The 22,908-nt window shown below is 54.4% G+C and carries 20 protein-coding genes; 9 read left to right on the top strand and 11 right to left on the bottom strand.

The window, feature by feature from the left end; translation table 11 throughout:
* Positions 1-125: 125 nt before the first annotated feature.
* The 3 genes from DSCA_RS14495 to DSCA_RS14485 are packed head-to-tail and all read right to left on the bottom strand — an operon-like array spanning position 126 to position 3,549.
* Positions 126-911, bottom strand: a complete 786-nt coding sequence (locus DSCA_RS14495; protein ID WP_155317100.1) for a substrate-binding domain-containing protein — start codon at positions 909-911, stop codon at positions 126-128.
* Between the two features lie 25 nt (positions 912-936).
* Positions 937-2,694, bottom strand: coding sequence for a methyl-accepting chemotaxis protein (locus DSCA_RS14490; protein ID WP_167527783.1), 1,758 nt, complete (start codon positions 2,692-2,694; stop codon positions 937-939).
* A 48-nt stretch (positions 2,695-2,742) separates the two neighbouring features.
* Positions 2,743-3,549: a PhnD/SsuA/transferrin family substrate-binding protein gene (locus DSCA_RS14485; protein ID WP_167527782.1), complete on the bottom strand. Its 807-nt coding sequence runs from the start codon at positions 3,547-3,549 to the stop codon at positions 2,743-2,745.
* Positions 3,550-4,065: 516 nt separating this feature from the next.
* Here DSCA_RS14485 and DSCA_RS14480 point away from each other — a divergent pair.
* The 6 genes from DSCA_RS14480 to DSCA_RS14455 all read left to right on the top strand — a co-directional run bounded on the left by DSCA_RS14480 (position 4,066) and on the right by DSCA_RS14455 (position 10,869).
* Complete coding sequence (locus DSCA_RS14480) at positions 4,066-4,401, top strand: hypothetical protein (RefSeq protein WP_155317097.1); 336 nt, start codon at positions 4,066-4,068, stop codon at positions 4,399-4,401.
* Positions 4,402-4,539: 138 nt separating this feature from the next.
* The gene (locus DSCA_RS14475) at positions 4,540-5,814 is read left to right on the top strand and encodes a metallophosphoesterase family protein (RefSeq protein WP_155317096.1); all 1,275 of its coding nucleotides are present in this window, start codon (positions 4,540-4,542) and stop codon (positions 5,812-5,814) included.
* A complete protein-coding gene (locus tag DSCA_RS14470) occupies positions 5,804-9,307 on the top strand; it encodes a YhaN family protein (protein ID WP_167527781.1) in 3,504 nt (1,167 codons plus the stop codon). The genes DSCA_RS14475 and DSCA_RS14470 overlap by 11 nt, the downstream gene beginning before the upstream one ends.
* Positions 9,308-9,613: 306 nt before the next feature.
* Positions 9,614-9,793, top strand: coding sequence for a hypothetical protein (locus DSCA_RS14465; protein ID WP_155317094.1), 180 nt, complete (start codon positions 9,614-9,616; stop codon positions 9,791-9,793).
* Between the two features lie 127 nt (positions 9,794-9,920).
* Entirely contained in the window at positions 9,921-10,424 is a 504-nt protein-coding gene (locus DSCA_RS14460; protein ID WP_155317093.1) for an SRPBCC family protein, read from the top strand.
* Positions 10,425-10,557: 133 nt separating this feature from the next.
* On the top strand, positions 10,558-10,869 hold the full coding sequence (locus DSCA_RS14455) for a hypothetical protein (RefSeq protein WP_155317092.1): 312 nt from the start codon (positions 10,558-10,560) through the stop codon (positions 10,867-10,869).
* Positions 10,870-10,895: 26 nt separating this feature from the next.
* Here DSCA_RS14455 and DSCA_RS14450 read toward each other — a convergent pair whose 3' ends face one another.
* The 5 genes from DSCA_RS14450 to tnpC form a co-directional block, all read right to left on the bottom strand.
* Positions 10,896-11,138: a hypothetical protein gene (locus DSCA_RS14450; RefSeq protein WP_155317091.1), complete on the bottom strand. Its 243-nt coding sequence runs from the start codon at positions 11,136-11,138 to the stop codon at positions 10,896-10,898.
* Between the two features lie 77 nt (positions 11,139-11,215).
* Positions 11,216-11,395 (bottom strand): DUF3795 domain-containing protein, encoded by a 180-nt coding sequence (locus DSCA_RS33215; RefSeq protein ID WP_167527780.1) that lies wholly within the window; start codon positions 11,393-11,395, stop codon positions 11,216-11,218.
* Positions 11,355-12,425, bottom strand: coding sequence for a linear amide C-N hydrolase (locus DSCA_RS14440; protein ID WP_155317089.1), 1,071 nt, complete (start codon positions 12,423-12,425; stop codon positions 11,355-11,357). The genes DSCA_RS33215 and DSCA_RS14440 overlap by 41 nt, the downstream gene beginning before the upstream one ends.
* A gap of 767 nt (positions 12,426-13,192) precedes the next feature.
* On the bottom strand, positions 13,193-14,596 hold the full coding sequence (locus tag DSCA_RS14435; RefSeq protein WP_155315350.1) for an IS1380 family transposase: 1,404 nt from the start codon (positions 14,594-14,596) through the stop codon (positions 13,193-13,195).
* A 445-nt stretch (positions 14,597-15,041) separates the two neighbouring features.
* Positions 15,042-16,433, bottom strand: a complete 1,392-nt coding sequence (tnpC, locus tag DSCA_RS14430) for an IS66 family transposase (RefSeq protein WP_155314961.1) — start codon at positions 16,431-16,433, stop codon at positions 15,042-15,044.
* Positions 16,434-16,602: 169 nt separating this feature from the next.
* On the opposite strand from tnpC, the gene DSCA_RS14425 reads away from it, so the two are divergent.
* The 3 genes from DSCA_RS14425 to DSCA_RS14415 all read left to right on the top strand — a co-directional run bounded on the left by DSCA_RS14425 (position 16,603) and on the right by DSCA_RS14415 (position 18,563).
* On the top strand, positions 16,603-17,268 hold the full coding sequence (locus tag DSCA_RS14425; RefSeq protein WP_155317088.1) for a hypothetical protein: 666 nt from the start codon (positions 16,603-16,605) through the stop codon (positions 17,266-17,268).
* A 95-nt stretch (positions 17,269-17,363) separates the two neighbouring features.
* Positions 17,364-17,903: a hypothetical protein gene (locus DSCA_RS14420; RefSeq protein ID WP_155317087.1), complete on the top strand. Its 540-nt coding sequence runs from the start codon at positions 17,364-17,366 to the stop codon at positions 17,901-17,903.
* 126 nt (positions 17,904-18,029) lie between these two features.
* Positions 18,030-18,563, top strand: coding sequence for a hypothetical protein (locus DSCA_RS14415; protein WP_155317086.1), 534 nt, complete (start codon positions 18,030-18,032; stop codon positions 18,561-18,563).
* A gap of 227 nt (positions 18,564-18,790) precedes the next feature.
* Here the strand turns inward: DSCA_RS14415 and DSCA_RS14410 are convergent, their stop codons facing one another.
* The 3 genes from DSCA_RS14410 to DSCA_RS14400 all read right to left on the bottom strand — a co-directional run bounded on the left by DSCA_RS14410 (position 18,791) and on the right by DSCA_RS14400 (position 22,772).
* The gene (locus DSCA_RS14410; protein WP_155317085.1) at positions 18,791-19,987 is read right to left on the bottom strand and encodes a tetratricopeptide repeat protein; all 1,197 of its coding nucleotides are present in this window, start codon (positions 19,985-19,987) and stop codon (positions 18,791-18,793) included.
* A 103-nt stretch (positions 19,988-20,090) separates the two neighbouring features.
* Entirely contained in the window at positions 20,091-20,879 is a 789-nt protein-coding gene (locus DSCA_RS14405) for a hypothetical protein (RefSeq protein WP_155317084.1), read from the bottom strand.
* 36 nt (positions 20,880-20,915) lie between these two features.
* On the bottom strand, positions 20,916-22,772 hold the full coding sequence (locus DSCA_RS14400; protein ID WP_167527779.1) for a bifunctional serine/threonine-protein kinase/formylglycine-generating enzyme family protein: 1,857 nt from the start codon (positions 22,770-22,772) through the stop codon (positions 20,916-20,918).
* Between the last annotated feature and the right edge of the window lie 136 nt (positions 22,773-22,908).

Below are 22,908 nucleotides of genomic sequence, written 5' to 3'. Positions count from 1 at the left end.
GGTGGACGGCAGGGTTTCAGTCTGATACAGCGTCCGGGTACCAATGAGTTGCTTGAAATCCGACTTCCCGGGCAGCAACTCGGTCGTACCTATTTTCTCATCAGCGTTCGCAGCGGATTCAGAAATCAGCTTCCGGGAGGCATGTACCCGGCATCGCTTACGGTTTTGGCCCAGCTGTGGGAACGGGCATGGGTTTTAACCGCGTTCACCAGTTGATTGCCGTCGTTCGACTGGTCGTAGACCAGGCCCAGGCTTACGCCGACTTCGAAACCCTCGATGGCGACCATCTTGAATTCATCTGTATTTTCAAAGTTCGGTTTGGCCCCGAAGGCGATGGCGTATTTACCGTGCGGCGACTTCATAAAATTGACGATGGCGTTGTCTTTTTTGAAGACCTTGTCGAATTTGGCCTGGTTGAAAAGCGGATATTTGCCCTTCAAAATGGTAAAAAGCGCTTCGGTCGGCTCTCGTCCAACCACAAAAATCTCATGGTCCGCACCGCCGACGGCACGCCAGTTGCCCACTTGGCCCGTGATGATGGCTTCCAACTGCTTCATGTCCAGCCGGGTCACGCCGGTATCCTTTCCCACCACGATTGCCACGGGAATCTGGGCCAGGAAGATCTCGCCTTTGTTGAGCTGCTTTTCCTTGGCGTTGAGCGGCCGCCCGGTGCGGCCAAACACATAGGTGCCACTGGCTTTGATGCCCCCGGCATGTTTGATCGATTTGGGCGGGACCTCAAACACGTACGGTTGGCCATCCGGCAGGGTTGAAAAGGATTCGAAAAACATCTTCACGATGTTGGTGGACGGTCCGGCACCTGCAATCACCTGTTTTTCCTTCGCGTAGCCGGTCGTCAGGGGCACCAGACCAAATGACGCAGCCATTAAAATGACCAATGCCTTTTTCATGCTATCCTCCTGGTTGAATAGTGGGTTAGATTTTAAATTTCATAACTGTTGATTTTAGATGCTGGGCCAACTCCCCAAGGGATTCCGCGCTCGCATCGACCCGGGTGCTGCTGTCGGCGATCTCTCCGGTGGCCTGGTTGACGTCGAAGATTTCCGTCGACATCTCACCGGTAACCGACGCGCATTGCAATACATTTTGGTTTACGTCCTCAACGGCCCGGGATGCGTGGGCGACATTCGAGGCGATTTCCTTGGTGGTCACCGATTGCTCCTCGACGGCCGTTGCAATGGTGGTCACCAGGGCGTTGATTTCGTTGATGACCTCCGGTACTTTTTCAATGTCGCCGATGGTGCCTGAAATGGAATCCTGGATGCCTTCGATCCGGTTTCGGATTTCGCCGGTGGCATCCGCCGTCTGGCGCGCCAGTTCCTTGATCTCATTGGCCACCACGGCAAACCCCTTGCCGGCCTCACCGGCCCGGGCCGCCTCGATGGTGGCGTTGAGGGCAAGCAGGTTGGTCTGCTCCGAAATGTCGGTGATGGTTTCGGTTACCGTGCTGATTTCCTGGGCCGCCTTCCCGAGGCCGTCGACCCGTTCCGACGAACTCTTTACCAGGGTCACCGCCGTACCGGTCATGGTGTTGGCCTTTTCAGAGTGCCGGGCGATCTCCTGAATGGAGCCGGCCAGTTGTTCGGCCGAGGCCGCGACCCGGCTGATATTGGCGGAGGCTTGCTCCGTGGTGGAGGCAATCGTGGTCATGGTGGTGTTGACCTGCTGCGCCGACGATGAGGTGCTGTTGGTCTTTTCCGAAACCTGACGGGTGCCGGTCGTCATCTGCCGGGACACGCCGGCCAAATCCGTGGAGGCGTTTCCGAGCGTAACGGTGTTTTCCGCAATCCCGGATATAATCGCCTGAAGGTTTTCAATGAATATGTTAAACCATTTGGCGAGTTCACCGATTTCATCGTCGGATTTGAGGGCCAGCCGGGCGGTCAGGTCGCCGTCCCCTTCGGCAATGTCCTTGAGTCCGGCGGCTACCTTTTTCAGCGGCTTGACCACCGCCCGATTGAGAAACATCAGCAGCCCCGCCACCAGAACAAAGAGGATGCCGGCAAAGGAAACCGCCAGCCGGGTGTTGAGGGATTTCAAGAGCGCGTCAATCAGGCCCTGGCTCCGGTCGGCGATGCTGGCGGCAATGCTTTTCTCGGCAGCCTGCACCTGTTGACCGATGGCCGCCATGCGGGTCTCTGCCTGCTCGATCATCTCCAGCAGGGGCTCCTTGCGCACGAAAAGTTCTACCTTTACATACCCGTAACTCGATGACATCTCTTTTGAAACGGTAATGGGGGCTTCGGGCATTTCGCCGGCCTGGATGCTGTCGTCAGAACCTTTTTCGGTGGTGACTCGGATCAAGCCGATGTCGGCGTTTTGGGAAAGGCCTTTTTCTACAAGGGTATGGATCGCGTCAAAATCAAAAGCTTCCACCAACGGCAGGGACGCCTCCCCCAGGGCGATGGCATAATTGAGCATCTGCCTGGTATAGGATTCCTGCAGGTTGTTCCGGCTGGCTTCCAGTTGGGCGGCCAGGGTTTTATCGACGCCGGTCTTCATCATCTCCAGCTCGGTGGTAAACAAAGGGATGACCTGCGCCGTGAAGAGGTGATTGATTTGGCGCTGGAGCATGAAGTTGATCAGGAATATGAAACCCGCAAAAATACAAACCAGCGGCACAATGATGCGCAGCATGATTTTTAGGTTGAGCCTGCTCGTGTTCCATTTCATGGTAACACCTTTTTTCATTTTATCGGTAACCAGGCAACGAGCTGGAATTTAATTCCAATTGTAGGTCATGGGGTCGATTTTACCTTTTTCCATCAGATCGAGAGAGAACTCGATATTGTGCGTGTCGAAGGGGACCATCTCGGTCGCGCCGAACAACGCCTTGCTCTGGAGGGCGGCATCGGTAATTTTCTTTTGGACGTCGGCCGGGACCGATTTGGAGGCTGTCAGCACGTTGTCCGGGTTCTTCTGTTCTGAAATCCCGGGGATCGCATACATTTCCAGGCCGGGATATCTGCCGTTGTTGGCTTCCCACCACCAGTTTTTGACCACACCGGCCTTGGCCCTGCCGGATTTGACGGCACCGACCGATGCGACGTGATTCGGCGTCTTGATGGATGCTTTTCCGTTCGTAGCGGCCTTGGCTGTGGATTCACCGGAACTGGCACCTGCGGCGAAAGCAATTTTTTCGGGAAAATTATTTAAGATCGCAGCCGGATCCTGCCCCTTGGGATAGATCAGCACCCCTGAATAAAATTCCTTGCCGTTGATGTTCTGAACCAGCGGCGCGCCGATGTCCCTGGCATGGATGATGGTTTGTACGAAAGATCCCACATAGACCAGGCTGGGCTTGCCCGATGCAAACGCCCGCAGAATTTCCGGATAGCTTTTGGCAATTCTCGGATTGATCGTCGTTTCCGATTTTTCCGACAAGGCCTTGACGATATTCTGCGCCTGGCCCGGCTTGGATTTCCAGCCCGGGGGGAACCAGCATGTCAACGATTCCACAGCGAAGGATGGGGAGACTTGAGTGAAAAACAGAATGGTCACTGCCAGGCTCAAAATGCCTTTTTTCATCGGTCTTTCTCCTTTTACGGGTTTGCGATGGCGGGCGCTATAATCAACAATGCCAGAGTCTCTTATCGGCATGATTGCCGCCAACTTTAAGATATAGTGGTCAGGTTCCCGGCATTTCATCGAAGTAAGATCGTCCGGGGGGGCTGAATTTAATTATCGTTGTGCCAATATATTGCATCGTTTTGGCCAGAAGTCGTTGCGGTATGCTATCGGGGGCTCGAAGCCGCGAGGAGCCTGGTGAATCGTGTTGAATGAATTGATCAATTATCATAGCCTGGGCAGGCGGAACCCGGGCCGGGATCTGGCCGCACGCCAATCCAGATGTTTATCGTTTACGCGGCTATAGCGCTGAACCCTCGGAAGAACCCGAACATTCCTATTCTTTGGGTTGGCATTGCGGTGGACTCGAGGCGGGGCAATGCTGGAACCGCCTGTTGTCGGGACCAGCTGTCTCGCAGGAAAAAGGGAGTATGCCAAGGGCGGGGCATGATAAAGTCGATCGTTCGGATAATGTTCATGTTTACCAGCAGGCAGCGGGCCGGGAACACCATCCGTCGCCGGCTGGAGGACTGCCTGGCCCTTGTCGACCCCATCGACCCGGCGCATGATGTGATGCCGTCGGCCCGCCCCGGCATCGAACAGGTCGGGATGTTCCGGGATTCCGTAGAGGATCACCTGGAATCGATCTCGCAGCTGTCCCGGCTGCGCGGCACCCCGCGTAAAAAACACCCGGTTTTCGGAGATCTTGACGCCCATGGATGGAATTGCATGTTCGGATTTCACCTGTCGCTGCACCTCCGGCAGGCCAGGCAGGTGGTAAAAAAGCTGAATAGAGCATCGATGAACGATTGAAACGTCTCACTTCAGACGGGTTCGTAAAAATTCGGGGATCAAGGCTTGCGGACCCCGGGGAATGCGGTGTATTGATGACATCCCGCTGTGACGAGGGATGGTGCGCAACGCAGAACCCGGACTTTTTACGGATCCGTCATGATTAAATTTATCCACACCGCAGACATCCATCTCGACAGCCCGCTGAAAGGCCTCGAAGTCCACGAGGATGCGCCTGTGGAGGAGATCCGCGGGGCCACCCGGCGGGCGTTCGACAACCTGGTCGACCTGGCCATCGAGGAGGCGGTCGATTTTATCCTGATTGCCGGCGACCTGTACGATGGCGACTGGAAGGATTACAACACCGGCCTCTTTTTTGCCGCCCGCATGGGCCGACTGGCCAGGGCCGGCATCAAGGTCTTCATCGTGTCCGGCAATCATGATGCAGCCAGCCAGATTACCCGGGCCATGCCCCTGCCGGACAATGTGACCTTATTTACCCCCGGGAAACCCCAGTCGGTCCCTCTGGATGACCTCGGCATCATCATCCACGGGCAGAGCTATGCCAGGCGGGTCGTGACCGAGAACCTGGCCCTCAATTATCCCCGCAGGGATTCCAGTTATTTTAATATCGGCCTGCTGCACACCTCCCTGACGGGGCGTGACGGCCACGAGGACTATGCGCCCTGTACCCTGGATGAGCTGACCGCAAAAGGCTATGATTACTGGGCCCTGGGTCACGTCCACCAGCGTGAAACCGTATCCAGGGACCCCTGGATTGTTTTTCCCGGCAACCTCCAGGGCCGCCACATCAGGGAGACCGGGGCCAAAGGGGCGACCCTGGTGACGGTGGCGGCGGGACGCATCACGGCCGTTGAACCCTGCGAACTCGATGTCTTGCGCTGGACCCTCTGCCAGGTGGATCTGACCCCATGCGAGACCCTCGACAGCGTTCACGACAGGGTTCGCCAGGGGATGGAACGTGAGCTGGACCGGGCCGGCGGCAAGCCGCTGGCCCTGCGGCTGGTCCTGACCGGCAAATGTCCGGTCCACGCCCGGCTGATCGACCGCACCGCCCGGTTGACCGAGGAATTCCGGGGCATTGCCGTTGGATTAGGGGATGTGTGGCTGGAAGCGGTCAGGTTCCGGACACGCCGTCCGGTGGGCCTCGAGGAGATCGTCGGTGAGGATACACCGATTGCCGGCTTACTGCAGTCCATCCGGCAGCTGGACCTGGATGGCGAGTCCCTCCTGGGGCTGGTGCCGGAATTGTCCGCCCTGAAAAGTAAACTGCCGGCTGAGATCCACGGCGGCAATGAACCCTTTCTGGATTTCTCCACCGATAGGACCGATAGGACCGCAGAACTGCGCACGGAGGTGCAGGAACTCCTCATTGCCAAGCTGCTTCAGCACGGGGGGGCGGATGAGGCTTAAACGATTGGACCTGACGGCGTTCGGCCCTTTCACCGGCCGGACCCTCTCGTTTGACTCCGAAGAGCCGGGCCTGCACATTGTTTTCGGCCCCAACGAGGCGGGGAAAAGCAGTTCCCTCAGGGCACTCAAGGCCCTGCTGTACGGATTTCAGCAACAGACGCCCGACAATTTCCTTCACAGCTACGATCAGCTGCTGGTCGGCGGCTGCCTGGAAAACCGCGCCGGCGAGACGATTTGCTTTCAGCGCCGAAAAAAACGGATTGGCGATGTCATCGATGAAGCGGGCAACCCCCTTGATCCCGGGGTCCTGGCCCCCTTTCTCCTGGGCCTTGAACCGGACGTCTTCGAATCCCTTTACGGCATCGATCACGACACCCTGGTGCAGGGCGGTGAAGAGATTCTTGCCCAGAAGGGCGAAGTGGGCCAGGCGCTGTTTGCCGCCGGTGCCGGCATCTCTTCCCTGCGGGAGGTGATCGACCAGCTTGAAAAAGAGGCCCTCGGCCTGTTCAAGCCGGCTGGGCAGCTGCCCGAAATCAACAAGGCGGTCAAACGATTCAAGCAGTTGAAAAAAGAAGCGCATGCGGCCAGCCTGTCTTTCAGGGACTGGCAGGTTCATCGCAAGGCCATGACGGATGCCGGGGCGGCGCGGACCCGCCTCGAGGGCGAACGGGATGAAAAGAATACCCGGCTGCATCGCCTGGAACGGCTGGCGCAGGCCATTCCGGAACTGGCCGCCTTGAAATCCTGGCAGGAGCGGCTGCAGGCCGTGGGGCCGGTGGTGCTCCTGCCCCCTGATTTTGAGGACCGGTACCGGCAGGTCAGCCAGGCCCTTCGCGAGGCCGATCGGCAATTGCAGCGCGATGTCGAGCGCCTGGAAAAGCTCGAGGCCAGGCGCCAGGCGATCTCGTTCAATCGGGAACTGCTGGATCAGGCGGAACTGGTCGATGATTTTCATCAGCGTCTGGGGGAGTACCGCAAGGGGCAGCGGGACCGGCCGGAAAGAAACGGCATGCGGATCAGTCTTCGCAGAGAGGCGGCCCGCCTGCTGCAGTTGGTCCGGCCCGACCTGACCCTGGATGCGGTGGAAACGCTCCGGCCGGTGCTGGCCAGGAAAAAGACGGTCCGGGCACTGAGTACGCAATATGAAGTCATCAGCCAGCGGCTCAAACAGGCGGAGAAGCAGCGCAAGGCTGCCGACCGGGACAAGAAGGATATCGAGGCCCGTCTGGCGGCAGTGCCGGTGGTCGGCTTGCCGCCGGAACTTCTCCAGGCGGTGAAACTGGCCCAGAAGGCCGGCGATCTCGATGCCCAGCTGGACGAGCGCCGAAACGATGTGGCATTGAACAAAGAAGAATGCCTTGCCGCGATCAAGCGAATCGGCCTGTGGGCCGGTGGCCTGGACACGCTCAGGAGCTGCACGCTGCCGCTTTCCGAAACGGTGCGCCAGTTTGAAAGCCGTTTCGGCAGGATTGCCGATGAACGGCGTGAAATTGCAGCTTCCCGGAGAAATATCGACAACGAGATGAAGAGCGCCCAGGTGGCGCTCAATAAAGTGTTGTATGCCGGGCAGGTCCCGTCGGAGGAGGAACTGGCCCGGACCCGGGAGAAGCGCGAGCAGGGGTGGCAGCTGCTTCGCAGGCAGTGGATCGACGGGGAGGATGTCGCCGCAGAGAGCCGGGCCTACCATACCGGTCAATCCCTTCCCGAGGCATACGAGGGATATGTGGGGCAGGCGGATCGAATTGCTGACCGGCTGCGGCGGGAGGCTGACCGGGTGGCCCATGCCGCGGCCCTCCGGGCACGGGTAGAGGCCCTGCAGGCGGCTGCGGCCGACCAGGACAGGCTCGAGGCGGCCATCGACCTGAAACAGCGTGAACTGGACGATGCCTGGCCCGGGGTGTGGCATTCTGCCGGCATTGTCCCCCTGTCCCCCAAGGAGATGATCGGCTGGCTGGCCGAGATGGATACGATCCGCTTCAAGTTGAGTGACATTTTCAAGCGGGAGCAGGCCCTCGGGCAGGATGCCCGGCGGCGGGCAGATCTGAGGCTGGCCTTACGGCAGGCGCTCGAGGCCATGGGAGAGGATGCCGTGCCCGACGGTGACGCGCTGGGGCCTGTCCTGATCGCGGCGGAAACGGTCCTGGAGCGGATTGCCCGCCGGAAGGCGGAACTGGAAAAATACCGTGAGCGGCGCAAGAAAGCGTCCCAGGCATTTCACCAGGCAACAGACGATCTTTCGGCGGCCCGGGACGACCTGGCCGCCTGGAAGTCGGGTTGGCATAAGGCGCTATCGGGTTTGGGCGTCAAAGGCGAAATGTCCACCCTGGACGCCGCCGATCATATCGACACCCTGCAGCGCTGTTTTGACAAACTGAAAGACGCCGATGATCTTAAAAAGCGTATTGACGGCATTGACCGGGATGCGGCGGATCTGGAGCATGAAGTCAAGGCCCTGCTTGAAAAGGTCGCCCCCGGCCTGGTGGCCCTGCCCCTGGATCAGGCCATTTTGAAATTGCGGACCCTGCTGGGCCAGGCGCAAAAGGACAGCACCCTGTATAACCAGCTGGCCGGGGAAGTCGACGCGCTGGAAGAAGAGGTGGCTGCGGCCCGAAATACATCGCAACAGGCGGCTGCCCAGATGGCTGACCTTCTCCGGATTGCCCGCTGCGATCAGCCGGAGGGGGTGGCGGCGGTGATCGACACGTTTGCGGTGCATCAGCAGCTGCAGGAGAAAATGGCCGATACGGAGGCCATCCTGGCCAGGATAGCAGCGGGCGTCCCGCTCGACGAACTTGCCCGCCAGGCCGAACAGACCCATGTGGATGAGTTGTCCGGCCGGATCGCCTCCCTGCGCAGGGATATCGATGAACGGATCAATCCCGAAATTAATCGCATGTCCCAGGTGATCGGCGAGGAAAACACCCGGCTGGCGGCCATGGACGGCAGTGCCAGGGCCGCTGAAACGGCGGAGGAAATGGAACAGGAACTGGCCCGGATACGGCGGCTGGCCGACAGGTATGCCCGGGTAAAGATCGCCTCCAGGATCCTGCAGCTGGAAATCGAACGCTACCGGGAAGAACACCAGGACCCGGTCCTCAAAGTAGCCGCCACCTATTTCAAGGCCCTGACCCTGGGCGCGTTTACCGGTCTGATGACCGACGTGGACGACAAGGGGGAGCCGATCCTCGTCGGCGTGCGGCCCGACGGCCTGCGTCTGACGGTGGAAAAAATGAGTTCGGGAACCCGTGACCAGCTTTACCTGGCCCTGCGCCTGGCCACCCTGGTGTGGCGCCTTGAAACCGGAGAGTCCATGCCTTTCATCGTGGATGATATCCTGATCAATTTCGACGACGACCGTTCCCGTGCGACGCTCGAGGTCCTCGCTGACCTGTCCCGGCGGAACCAGGTGATTCTTTTCACCCACCACCGGCAGATCGTGGACGCGGCGGGACGTGTCGCGGGAAAGGGACCCATCGTCATCCACGAGTTGTAGCCCCTTGCTGCGCACCCTCCCCGGATTGCCGGCGCCTGTGCGTTTTTGCGATGCAGCGTCAAGGGGCAACCGGTACGCTGAAAAAAAACGATCAACCCGGCCGAGACTGCTTGATTCTCCGTTCCTGGTCATTAGGTTGTAGCTGTACGGCAATTTTCGGGTTTTTCCCGGACGGCGCCCTTGATGCTTTGAATTTTTCCCCCACGCCTTACGTGACGGATTCAAACCGCCTCAGCGGGTAATTTTACAAAGCTTAGCCGGCCTTTCCCGGAAATTGGAATGCAACAACCAAGCTGGAGGTGAATTATGGCTCATACCTATAGATACGAGACCTTTCGCGCCCCTACCGACGAGTTCGACAGGCAGTTTACCGCCTATCTCAACGAACGCGCCGAGCACGAGTGGCACGTGAAGCACTGCAATTACTGTCACGGCTCTTCGAACGGCAAGATGTATGCGTCATGCATGTTTGAGCGGTCTTCCTGATCCTGCCGGGGGATTTCCACCCTTACCGGCGTTCCATGCGGCAAACTCCTGGAGGCAGGGTTATCCTGCCTCCAGGCCCCTTGTATCAGCGTTCCGGCCCTTTCCAATCCCTCGGTGGCGGCCTGTTATGAAAACCTTTCGAATCGTTCATCACCAGCGCCTGGCGACCGATCTGCAAACGGCCTGGGGCTTTTTTTCAGATCCGGCCAACCTGCGCCTGATCACACCCCCCTGGTTGGACTTTACCATTACCTCACCATTGCCCGAATCGATTTATGCCGGGCTGGTCATCACCTACCGTATTCGACCCGTGGCCGGTATCGCCGTTGCCTGGGTCTCTGAAATTACCCACGTGGCGGCACCCCATTTTTTTGTGGACGAACAGCGCCACGGTCCCTATCGATTCTGGCACCACCAGCACCGGCTGGCGGCGGTGGACGGCGGCGTTGAAAACACCGATGAGGTGCATTACCGGCTGCCCGGCGGGCTGATCGGCATCGGCCTGCACGCCCTGATGATTCGCCGCCGGCTGGACGCCATATTTCGCTTCCGCCGTCGTGCCCTCCATCGGATTTTCGCTGGTCCGGACAGTGCCATGCCGGCGATCACGCGGCCCGTGCCGCTATCCTGAAAACGGTCGCCATAGACGGCGGTGAAAAGCGTTCCTGCCGTATCACCCGTGCAATGCGTCGGGGCCACACGCCGGACGCCCAACGCCTTGAGCCGGTTTTGGAAACAACCGGCGGGAGATCGGTTTCCGTGACATGGACACCATTTTTTCCGACCGCTTTCCATGGCCTCACGACGGGATATTGGCTTCATTGTTCGGTCTCCGGTTAAATGACGGGGCTGCCCTGCCCACCGGCCTGATAGCATTTTTGTTAAAGGGCAAGATACCCCATCAGCATGGAAAGCACCGTTTTCTGGTCATCAAACGGTTCCAAATGGGAGCCGGTTGTCTTCAGCATGAATTTGGGGTCCGAAGCGGAATCAAACAGCTTGTGTGCATGGATGAAGGGAATGTAATCGTCTTCCATGCTGTGAATGATGATCACAGGAGCGGTGATATTTTTTAGTTTTCGACCGTTGTCAAAATGAAATTTCAACTTTCCTGAAAATAGAGGATTGTTTTTTCGGCATTATCGGTTTGCAGCCACCATGCATATAACCGCTCTCCATCAGGCGTCGTTAATACTGCTTCATCAATGTCGAGGTGCTTCGGCGGTGCATTGGAAGCCCCCCTGGACTGGAATATCACATAGCTTTGCGTGTAATGAACTAAGACAACAATCAGCGTATAGGCAACCAGGGAAAATATCAAAATGATGGTTGCGTCTTTTTTCATTGCTTAACGCGACCCGAGCTGTTTTCGCAGCGCGTCGAAGCAAGTTTTTGCATCAGGAGAGAATTCATGAACTTTGATCAGTTTGTCTCAGGGGGGGCGTCGCAGGCCGCACAATTTTCCAGACCTTTGTCACGGCAGCACTTTCTGATCTTGCATGTCTGACAATAGCCGATATGCTTCCCTCCGGTTGAAAGGCATCCGTCACCATATGGCCCCCTATCGGCACCCGAAACGCTCGGGGAACCGGGCGATGGCATCCAACCTTTCATCGGGAGTGCCGGTGAGAAAACTTGTTTTGCGAAATGTGCGCTCAATCAGATCCCGGTTGGCCTCATAGGTGTAGTTTGAAAACTGATCGGTAACATCACCGGCCACCCCGGCATTGACATCCAGGATTTTCACCGGTGTTGCCGGGGAGAAATCCAAACCCGAAACGTCGACGTACCGCAGCCGGAAATTGGCCTGTGTGCGGTAGTAAACCATCATGGCCTGGTTGTCATAGACGATGCGCCACTGGGTCCTTCCCGAGGCTACGGCCGCAAGGGTGTCGAATGCAAAAGCGACCATTTCGTCCGTGCTGTTGGCCCGGCAGCGCTGAACCATTTTTGCGGCCGTGATAAACCGGGTGATGGAGCCATAGGCATCGAATGCCGGCGGGCGGTCCTCCCGAAGGCATTGCAGGGATCGGGTATAGGTATCGTTGGTCAATACCGCCACCGGCAGGTCATCGCCGCGGTGGACCGCCATGCGGCCGTTTAAAAATTCAATGGCTGCGCAATCGCCGGTTTTATCCAGGACCAGCACATGCATTCCCAGCCCTTTGACGTTGTTGGATATTCGTATGTCGCGGTCGGCGGCAAGTACGTCCGCGACCGTTGTGCAGACGTCCAGAAGGTATTGCCGCCACTGCAGCGCTGCGCCGATGTATGGCCGGTGGTCGGGTTCGGGATAACGGGCCTCTGGCAGGGCCATGGTTTCCACCACCAGGCCGGCTTCGTTCATACCGCCGGTGGGTAGCTCCCGTCCGTACTGATTGAAGGTGAGGCTGCCGTATTTCGCCGTCCAGGCCGCCTTTTCACCGTTTTCCTCAGGCCTGGTCACACTTTCTTTCCGACAGCCCCGCTTGTTGACGATCAACAGGGCGTCGTCCAGGCTCCAGTCATAGTTGCGCCCGAATGCCTGCAGGCCGCCGTGTTGGAGGACAAATGTGGAACAGGCCAAAGTGCCGTCTGCCAACGGCATTATAGATAAGAGGGTCAGCAGCAAAAGGGATGCGGCCGTTTTCATACGATCTCCTTTTTCGCTGTATGGGGCAGGTGATGCAGTCACTACATCAAATGTACGTACATTTGTCAATCAAAGAATGTCCTTAATTATGCATGCGTCTCCTGATTTTGTCAGAACGACATGGTAAACTATGGGGAAGAGGGTCGTTGTCTCTTGGACGCCCCTTTGCATGGAGACCCCGAATTCCTCTAAATGTTTATTGGTAGAGGTAAGGGTGTGCTGGTATGAAAACCTTTGTCAGGGTATTTGACGGAGATTGTCACGGGATAGTGTCCTACCAAAACACCATATAATGCATGGATTGAAAAAGAGAAACCGGAGCAGATGGGTAGTGCGTTGGTGCGCCGGCATAACTGTAAGATAAGGACTGCCGATGTTCTTATAACGGGAGCGCTGATTACTACCCAACAATATTGGTCATATTCCCAATAGTTTGACATCCCAATTGTTTATTGGTAGGGGTGTTAAGACCTACCCGTACCAGATCCATTTTGATCAATCACCAGACCATTTATCCATAGTGCGATTTCCATTGAGATGCCGGTAGGTGTATTGGGTATCTAATTATACCTAAACGAGGCGATTTTGGTTTTGAACAGAAGTATCCTGGTAAAACACGGTAGAAAAAGCGGAATCGGCTGAGAATTTGAGACTATTTCTCCGGACAAGCCGTCCTGACCGAGTTTATTTCAGGCATATGTTCACATTTCTCTGCTTTTACGCGCACCCCTCCGCCGGTTTTACTCCGAATTTTGTTTTCCTGCCGGTTATGCGATAACCGGCGCTGTGCGGCACCGTTCGAACAGGTCCGGCAAGCGGAGGCTTGCCGCACAGGCCTTGGATACCTTCAAAATCGTTTCTCCACTGTGGGATACAATCTTGCCGGCGATATCGATCAGCCGTCTGCGCACCGTGGAGGCATAGGAACCGATCGATAATACCGGCGCACTGACATCTTGTTTAAACGATTCGAGCAGAAAATGACCGACCAGCATCATATAGTACCAGGCTGCATTGGGAGCGAATCGTTTGAAAGGCAGTTGTTCGTGACCGAAATCCTTCAACGCCCGGTTGGCCAATTCGTCGCTGCCGCGTTCATGATAGCAGGCGACGAGCCCATTGGTGGTCAGATATTCCACCGCCCCAGCTTTTTCCAGCATACCGTCGATCGCCTGGCCTTGACCGATGTTGGTGATAATGACGGTATCAGGGCGAAAGCCGGGAAGGTAAAGCTGTTTGCTGTCATCGTGCATCAACCGACAAAAAATCGCGCGGCGGAACCGTTTCCAGTTGCCTTGCCGGCAACCGAACTCGGCATATTGCCAGGCTTTCTTCTTGCCGGATTCGAACCGTTTCCACTTGGACGAATCCCAGTTGTCCGCCATATGCTTGATGTCTTTATACACCTTGCCGCCGCAGGCATAACCGACATGAAGCGTTTCGCAAATCTCGAAGATTTTCTGGTCGAAAAACCCGCTGTCCATGCGGATGATAATCGGCACATCCCCACGGTATTCGCATCTGATTTTAAGAACCATGTGCCGGATCATATTCAGGACCGTATCGCCGTGATTGGAATGTTTGTCCCCACTACGAAACACCGCATCGACAATGAAGCGCCCCCAATTCATCTGCAGGGGCTGAAAGCCCTTTTTCTTCTTGTATGTGGGCTTCACGCCGTGCCGGCATTTTGCATCGTCATTGTCCATGACCATCGTATCGATACCCAATTCGATCACATCGGGTTGCGTAATCCGCAGACGCCAGATGAAAAGGGTCTGCAAAAGGCGGCGGAACAAAAAGACGCGCGTCCAGGCGAATGCTTTGAAAAAGCGTTTGATTTGATGAGAAGAGGCCATGTCTTCGATTGGCGTCTCAATGCTGCCGGCATAGCCTTCATCACGGGAAATCTGGTCGAAGTATGCCAGGCGCCGACTGGTTCCATCGGCAAAAAAGCAGAGAACTTGTTTGAAAAGCTCTGTAATCTCAATTCCTTTTCGGTTTTTTCGGATGGATCCGAACCAGCGGTCGAACCAGCCAAAAACTTGAATGCCGTGCATATACGCCACGAACAGGGCCAGCCCGGCTCTTCCGGTCAACCGGTCGGAAGTCGTTTCGATGCGTCGAATTTTGAGTTCATTTTGTCGGTAGTTTTTGCTATGCTTGCTCATAGAGTCCTTTACCTATTGGGTGTGTTTACGCTTGTTGTAAACTTGGCGGTTTTTAACAAGCATTATAACACGTTATCCAATTTTAAAGGACTCTTTTTTTATGAAAATCGCGTATTTTAGGTTATAATGACACGCCTACTGGATCTGATTAGGTAGGTGGGTGGGGTATTTATTAAAGGGATTGATTTGTTTTCTTTAGCAGCCATGGATGATGGTATCTTTAATTGGTGCTGGTTGATGATTATCTCAATGTATCTGTAATTCTAATTTACTGGTATGGAGCTGGTTCCAAAAAAGATGGCTGGCTGAAATCGGCAATTTATTGTCCCTATTTGGGATGTTATTAAGACGTCTAAATAACAGCTCCATAAGGGACGTAGAATAGGCGTCTATAGAATATCAATATTAACTTTTTGTACGCGTTCACGGGATATTCCCGTATGAATCAAATCCAGGAAAGGTCAGGCATTATATTACGAAAGTAGGAAGCAATACATTCCACGAGAAATGGGAACGTGGGCTTTTCATTTAAACGGCAGGTCTCTTTCAGTGACAAGATCCGCTCGACCCACCGATTACCCTTTTCGCTTTGGGTTCCCAGACTGCGTTTTCGCCACAGCACACCAAAACGTAAGGCCCGCTCAGCGCGATTATTTGTAGGTTCGACGCCATGGTGATCGAGAAAGGTCCACAGACTGTCCATTTCCCGTACGATCTGACGGGCAAGTCTACCAGCATCGGTCTTGTCCTCCTCCCAAAGGGAGACGGTGAACAAGAAGAACGTATAAAAATCCGACCACTGTTTTGAGTCGGGAGGTTCTTTGGCAAACGATACCAGTTGCCTCAGCCAGGCGGCGACGATTTCTCCGAAGCGGCGAAGGTCGGGTTTCTTTCTTTCCGTCAGGGCATCGGCCTTGCGGATCAGGTGAGCCAGGCAGGTTTGGCGGTGCACCCATTTTTGGTATAGGCCGTATCCATCACTGACCAGAATGCCGTTCCAATCCTGGATTAAGTTTTCGAAGGCCTCCTTAGACCGGTGTGGGTCGATACGATAAAATGCCACCCGTTCATTTACCATGGCCCACAGCCAGTGCAGATCATTTTGCTTAAACCAGGATGTTTCGTCGATGTAGTTACACCAAAAGCGTCGGGCGATCTGGCCGATGCGTTCGTAGACTGGCAATAGCGCATTTGAGGTGCGGTCGACAATTTTCTGGATGGTTCCGGTGGCAATGGGAATGTCTAATACAGATTCGCACAACTTTTTGACATCGTTTCGGCTCATGCCCTTGATGCCGCTCAGTTCACCGATAAAGGCGGTAAAACGAGGACCGTAACCGGTGGACATCTCAGGTGGCAGCATGGCTTTGACCACGTTACCGCAGTTAGGGCAATCGCATTGCTGGAGAAGATAGTGATTGACTTGCATTTCGATTTCGGGAAGCTCAATATGTTGATGTACGTAAAACGTTTTCATCTTTTCCTGATCGAAAGCCGAATGCCCGCATGAGCAACGTTGCGGGGTCAACCAATAGCTCTCGGTCGGGTCCAGCACTTGCTGCTGGTGCGGCTTATGGCCTTTCTGACCGCCTTTAGCCTTTTTGCTCTTTTTTTGCTTTCTCTTCTTCCTCGCAAAAGGTGGATCGGAAGACGGTGGCTTGCTGGAGTTGTGAGAATTTTTCCGGGTCCGAACCTCGAGCTTCTCGAGCCGTTTTTCGTGGAGTGCAATCCGCTGTTCCATATCGAAAAGCGTCCGTTCCAGAGCCATGATGTAATGACGCACCGGCTCTGGCGTCAGTTGCCAATCGAGTTCCGAAAAAGGTCTTTTGAGTGCCATGAAAAGCACCCTATCATAGCCAAAAAGAAAAATCTAGATTTATTTTGAATTATTCCAGATGGTTAGGAGCCTTACTTTTGTGTATTGATTTCGGGGACTTGCGAAGCCAATCGGACCATCAAAGTACCCCGTGAATGCTTACAACTTTTTACTATTGAGGATTTTTCGAATGGAAACATTTGAAAAACGTTTGAAACGTTTCACTTTTGGCAATCCAAGAGAACCTTTTCTTAATCTTGTGAACACTATCGCCAACTTTGTTCGCCCCGAACTCAAAAAAACTGTGGAAAATGGACAAGTTTATCTCTTTTTTCTTGGCTCTCATGCAATAATCCAGAACATTGCAAAAAATATTTTCGATAAAACTGGAATAGGAGGAACGTCTTGCTATCTCAAAAATTTTGTTGACGGTTTATCGTTCGACACTAAATTTTCCGAAATATCAAAAAACATCCATTATATGCGCAACATTGTGGCTCATCATATTTTATCACACTCTATGCATAATATTATATTAGACGAAGAATTAGAATGTGGATGGAAGCAAAATAATAATGATATCAGGGTCAATTGGCATGTCTATGCACGACATTTCCTCGATGCTTTTAATCGTGGCGGTAAAATTTATGACTGGGACCAACTACTTTCTCCTAATGAACTTATTGTCCGACAGTATCAGTTTATCTGTAGGTATCTTGAGTTACCTAAATCGCATGATATTTGCAAGGTCACTATCGCCCTTAAAGCTAACATAAATGACAAGGTTGTATTGCATAGGCAAGTAAAGTTAATAAAGAAATTAATCTGCAAAAATTACAACATTACCGGACCATAAATAAGTTAATATCGGGCTAAACAAAGGCACCCAGAAAAATCGCCGACTACCTGTTATCCCACGCGTTATACATAAGAAAATAGGAGAGCTATCAATTGCCTGATTTAACTAATAAAGCCTTAAAGCAAATATCAGATATTCTTTTAGATTTCCGAGCCCAACATAATCATAAAGAAACAATGGCATGGGCCGGGATCGTATTTTATTCTGTAATTTGCTTGCAATTAGCAAAAACCAGTGAGAGCCAAATATTATTTACTATCTTTTTAATATTATTTGTCATTCTTGTTTATTTGTTTGTCAGCAAACAATATGAACTACAACAGAATGCGGTTGTTACTAATGCTGCCTGCATTTCTTTGACCGCAAAAATTATATCAGGTGAAAAAACCATTGAGGAGCTTGACTGTAAACATGCAAAAGATGATGCCAGTTTAAAAAAGCTCGATAATTATCATATTTTTCCTAAGTGTCTTCTTGAAGAAATAAGAGATATGCCCAAAGACCATTTAGTGGATCGTCAATATCTTAAAATACTAAGTTATTGTGTATTAACTGGCATTACACTTTTAACACTTTATTCAATATGGAGTGATAAAGTTAGTAGATTGTTTAATTGTATAACAAATACTTGAAGACGAATCGGCAAACCTGCTGAACTTCATTGCCACCCACTTAATCGCTACGTTACAGCTTGCTCCAACTGATCACCAGTTTCGGTTATGACCGCGTATACTACTGTGAACGAATAGGTGTAAAATATGTTCAAGGATATCTTTTTAATAATTATCGGTGCCGTTATTGGATTGTGCGCGACCCTCTTTGTTGAACATAAAAAGCGATTAAGTGAGGAATATGGGAGACGAGATCGCGGAAAAAATTTATTAAAAGCAATACTTGAAGAGGTTAAGCTTGGCATTGAAAGATGTGATGGCTTATCTCAACGACTAAATATGCAACCTCCGGAAATATCCTTTTCTCGTATTTATACGAGCCTATGGGATTCAGCTATCCCAGAGCTATCCCAATCAATTGATGATTTAGAAATTATAAGGCTTCTTAATCAAACGTACTATTATTTTGATTTGGTAAATTTTAACATGAACCGAAATGAATTTGGTATAGGAGCGGCGTTTGCAAAGGATAAACTGCCTAATCTTCATAGTAATTGGTCTGAACTTAATAGAAAATTGAATGCAATACCAGATAATATAATTTTAGATACTCCAACGATAGATAGGATAGTGGTATTAGCAAAGAAAATTTATAAATCGTTCTTTAAAGAAAAGAAATAAGTATAACCACTGCCCCCACGGAACGGCGAAAAAAAATGCCGCCCGTGACACAGTCCGATGCTGATAACTCCAACCTATTCAAAACTTTGAGTGAACTTTTAGAATCTGTGATATCATCACAGCCAACTGAGGACTTGACTCGCTTTTCAGTGTTGTCAAACCAAGAATGCGTCTATACAGAAAAAATGATGAAGCAAAGGGTGAGACGATCCATTCGTGGACGGGTTCTAATGGGTAATTCCCGGAATTTCAGGCAGGTTGCTGTACTGCCGTGGCTGCACGGCAGCGACCTGCGTGGGGGACGGTGATGGTGGAGTAGATGGTGGCTTCGTCGCCGCTTGTTTAACCACGGCCGGCACGATTGCTTTGGCGGAAGCGGTTTTTACCGGCGGCTTGGATTTGGCCGGCGCCGCCTTTACCGGCGGTGGTACCTGGACAGCCGGTTTGGCCGGCGGTACTTTTTCGGCAGGTGTTGGTTGCCCGACCGCCGACGGAACGGTTGTGCGGGGGGGCGCGGTGGGCGTTTTTTCTACCGGCCGGATGACCGGCGTTTCTTTTCGGGGACTCAGCCCGGCCAGGGCCCGTGCGACCTGATCGTCGCCCGGGTTCAAGCGCGCGGCAGCCCGGTAAGCCTCAACGGCCTCTTTCTCCCGCCCCATGCCCTGAAGCAATTGCGCCCTTTTTTTCCGGATGTCAAATTCGTCGGCAGCCCCTTTCATCAGCGCCGCATCACACGCGGCAAGGCCGTCCCGGTCGTCACCTTGAAGGCATTGGGCCGCCTTGACCTTTCGTCTGGTTTGGGCCAGCCGGAGACTTTTGGCGGCATCACGGTTTTGGGGGCCTGCGGCCAGTGCCGATTCGAAATCGAGAATGGCATTGCCCAAACGGCCCATTTCCAGCCAGACATTGCCCCTTCCCGTCAACAATTCGGGATTGCCGGGCGCCACCGTGAGGCCTTGGTTGCATGCAGCCATGGCCGAATCCCCCGTGAGCTTTTTGCAGCGGATAATGCTCAACCGGACCTGGGTGTCCTGTTTCCTGTCGCCTGACGCGGCGGCCGTTTTTTTTCGCTGTTTTTCGATATACTGCTGCTCTTTCAAATAGCTTTCTGCAAGGATCAGTTGGCTTTTGATCCGGTTGTCACCCGGATAGCGTTCCAGCCCCTCACGAAGAACGGCAACGGCGTCCGCATAGCGCCTCAGGGAGGTGAACGCCTCCGCGAGCGCCATGCGAACAGCCACGTTTCCAGGATCGTCAAGCAATTCCTGGCGGCAGGCGGCAACGGCTGACTCACCGGTGGCGGACAGGCACTGCTGGGCTGACCATGCCGCCTTGGTCGGGACGATCCATAAGAATACGGCCAGGATCACCAATGCCGCCGTCCTGCCGGTGGTGCCAAGAAATCTGTGTCCTGACGGAATCATGAAATAAGCGTCGCTCCTAATGGGGTCTCACGGGCGCTTCAAGGCGGATGGACGACCCGGGCCAGCGAATTTTGAAAGCGGTCGAGTGGTTCTTAAGCTGTTTCTAATATCCCCCGCCGCCGCCACCCCCGCCACCCCCGCCGCCATATGGGTTGACAGCATCGTTGCTGTGTCGATTGCGGAACATCCAACTGCCGTCGGGCAGGCGGATCAGGTTGAACAGGTACCACCGGCCAACGGTGGCATAAGGCGGATCTTCCCTGGCAATCATGCTTTCAATATCCCGGCGGAGCTGAAGCAATCCATATTCATCAGGATATGAGCCGATGTGGCCGTCACCGTCCAGATCTTCTCCGTGGAGATTGGCACGGGCCAGCTTTTCGATCTCCGGTGCCAGCAGGTCGGCTTCTTCAACCGATCCGGACGCGCTGATGTCACTGCTCAATGCTGCGATCAGGTCGCATCGGTCTAATACGCCGGCGGCGTTGGCGGCAAACCCATCGGCGAACACCCTGGTATTGGCCGTAGCGTCGGGTGAGGTGGCGGCATAGGCGATGTGGCTGACCGCACCGGCCAGGGCCTGCTTGACCCCATATTGATCCTCCCCGCCATCCTGCTCAGCCCGGCCATCGGTCAACATGCCGACACGGGCGATATTCTTCCTGATTCGATTCAGATCCCGGCTGCCGTTTGCCGCGGCCTGTGAGTATTTAAAGGCTTCTCCGGCTTTATTCTCGGCAACAATGAAAAGGCCTTGCTTGTCGGGCGTGTCATGCCATCCCGTCATGGCGTGGCCGATATGGACATGCGCGATGGTCGGGGCGCGGTGGGAGCACCCGGTCATGGCAAGCATGGCAACAACAACGACCATCCACATATGTACGTGTTTCATTTTATCTCCCTTGGATCGGCAGGTATGCGTGCAGGCTCATGGCATCCGGGCCACGCGAAAACCGAAGCTGCTGCTTCGGTAGTCCGGGGCGAACCGGTTGCGAAAGGAGGCGCGTACGTATCCGGGAGGCGTGAACCACGACCCGCCCCGCAGCACACGATAGCCGCAGTCTCCGTCCCTCCAGGCAGACCCGTCCGAGGGTGCATTCGTGTAGGTGTCGTTCCAGCAATCCGCCACCCATTCAAATACATTGCCGATCATGTCATGAATGCCAAAGGCGTTGGCCTGAAAAGAACCCACAGGCGCCGTATGCACATAGTTGTCCCCGCAGTCGATGGTATCCCATCCCGGGTAGGTGGCAGCGGTCGACCGGTCGGCCACATTGGCTGTTTCACAGGCCCGATCCGGTTCTGTCGCTGAAGCACCCACGGGCGCCATGCCGGCCAGTGCGGCATATTCCCATTCCGAGGCACTGAGCAGCCGATAGGCCCGGCCGGTGGTTTCAGCGAGCCAATTGACATAGGACTGGGCGTCATTCCACGATATGCAGGTGGCGGGATGGGTGTCCGCCTGCGCAAATCCAGGTGACTGCCAGTTGCGGCCTGCGTCCATCGCCCATGATCCGTCATAGGTCCGGCACCCGGCGCCGTCGTGTCCGGTTTCAGCCGAAAACCGGGCGAATTCCCCTCTGGTGATTTCATAGCGGCTTACCGCCAGCGCGTAGTCGATTGCGACCAATCGCTGCGGGCCTTCATTGGCCTGGCGATCCGGTTCCGTCTCAGGTGACCCTTGAACGAATTGCCCGGCGGGAAGAACCACCATCTCCGGGCAGGTGTCACAATCCCTGAACGTGGTGCCGGGGGGGGAACCGGTCGTCTGGCTGACTTCTCGACCAACGGGCAGCATAAACCAGGACGCCAGGGCAATGCCTGCCGTGACGACCATCAAGGCGGCTGCAGCGACCCATTTTTTCCCGGTTCTCACGGGTTGATCGGTGATGGTGGCATCACTTTCCCACTGTGGACCGGTCCCGGCAGGTGCGGCGCCCGCCTCCCTCTGGTCGTCGGCACGTATTGCCAATGCATGATCGAGACCCGCTGAGAATTCGGCTGCGGTCTGATAGCGGTCCCCGGCTTTCTTGGCACAGGCCCTGGCAACCAGAGCATCCAGACTGCCGGGTACCGTCGGTTTCAACTGTGACGGTGGTGAGAGGTCGTTGTTGATGACCTTGTAGATTACCGAAGCAAAGGAGGATCCGGTGAAGGCCCTTTCGCCGGTAAGCAATTCATACAGGACGACGCCTGCAGAATATAGGTCGGAACGCAGATCGACGGTTTCTCCAAGCAGTTGTTCCGGAGACATGTAACCGGGCGTGCCCAGAATGGTTCCGGCCTGGGTCAGGTCCGAGGATTCGATCCGTGCAATGCCGAAATCCATGACTTTAACGGTCCCGGCGCTGTCCAGCATGATGTTACCGGGTTTGATGTCTCGGTGAATCACACCCATACGGTGAGAGTAATCAAGGGCGGCCAGTACGCTGTTCATGATTCGATGGATATCTTCGAGGGAAAACCGGTGGTGACCCTTAAGCAGATCGACCAGTGTGGATCCCTGCACATACTGCATGGCGATAAATGCCCGCCCGGCATCTTCACCGTATTCATAGATGCCAACGATATTCTGATGGTTCAGGTTGCCGGCTGCCTGGGCTTCTCGGTGAAACCGCAGGGCGACATCGTCATCCTGTGGCTGGGTAAAACCAAGTTGAATTGTCTTCAAGGCCACAAACCGGTTGATCATGGGATCAAGCGCTTTGTAAACAACCCCCATGGCCCCCTTGCCAAGCGGAGCGACAATCTCGTATTTTCCTATTTTCTTCAGCTCGGCGTCCATAACGCTTCCATCCGGGAGAGGCCTTGAAATCATACAAAAGTGTCACAATGTGGTAAGTTGGTAGCAGGTTAAGTGTAAGAATATGCATGCTGATGTCAAGCATGCCGCCGGGACCGACGTGCACGGTCAAGCATCG

This window comes from Desulfosarcina alkanivorans (assembly GCF_009688945.1).
In the GTDB taxonomy this organism is placed as follows: Bacteria; Desulfobacterota; Desulfobacteria; order Desulfobacterales; family Desulfosarcinaceae; genus Desulfosarcina; species Desulfosarcina alkanivorans.
This window is presented reverse-complemented; position numbering and strand designations above follow the sequence as displayed.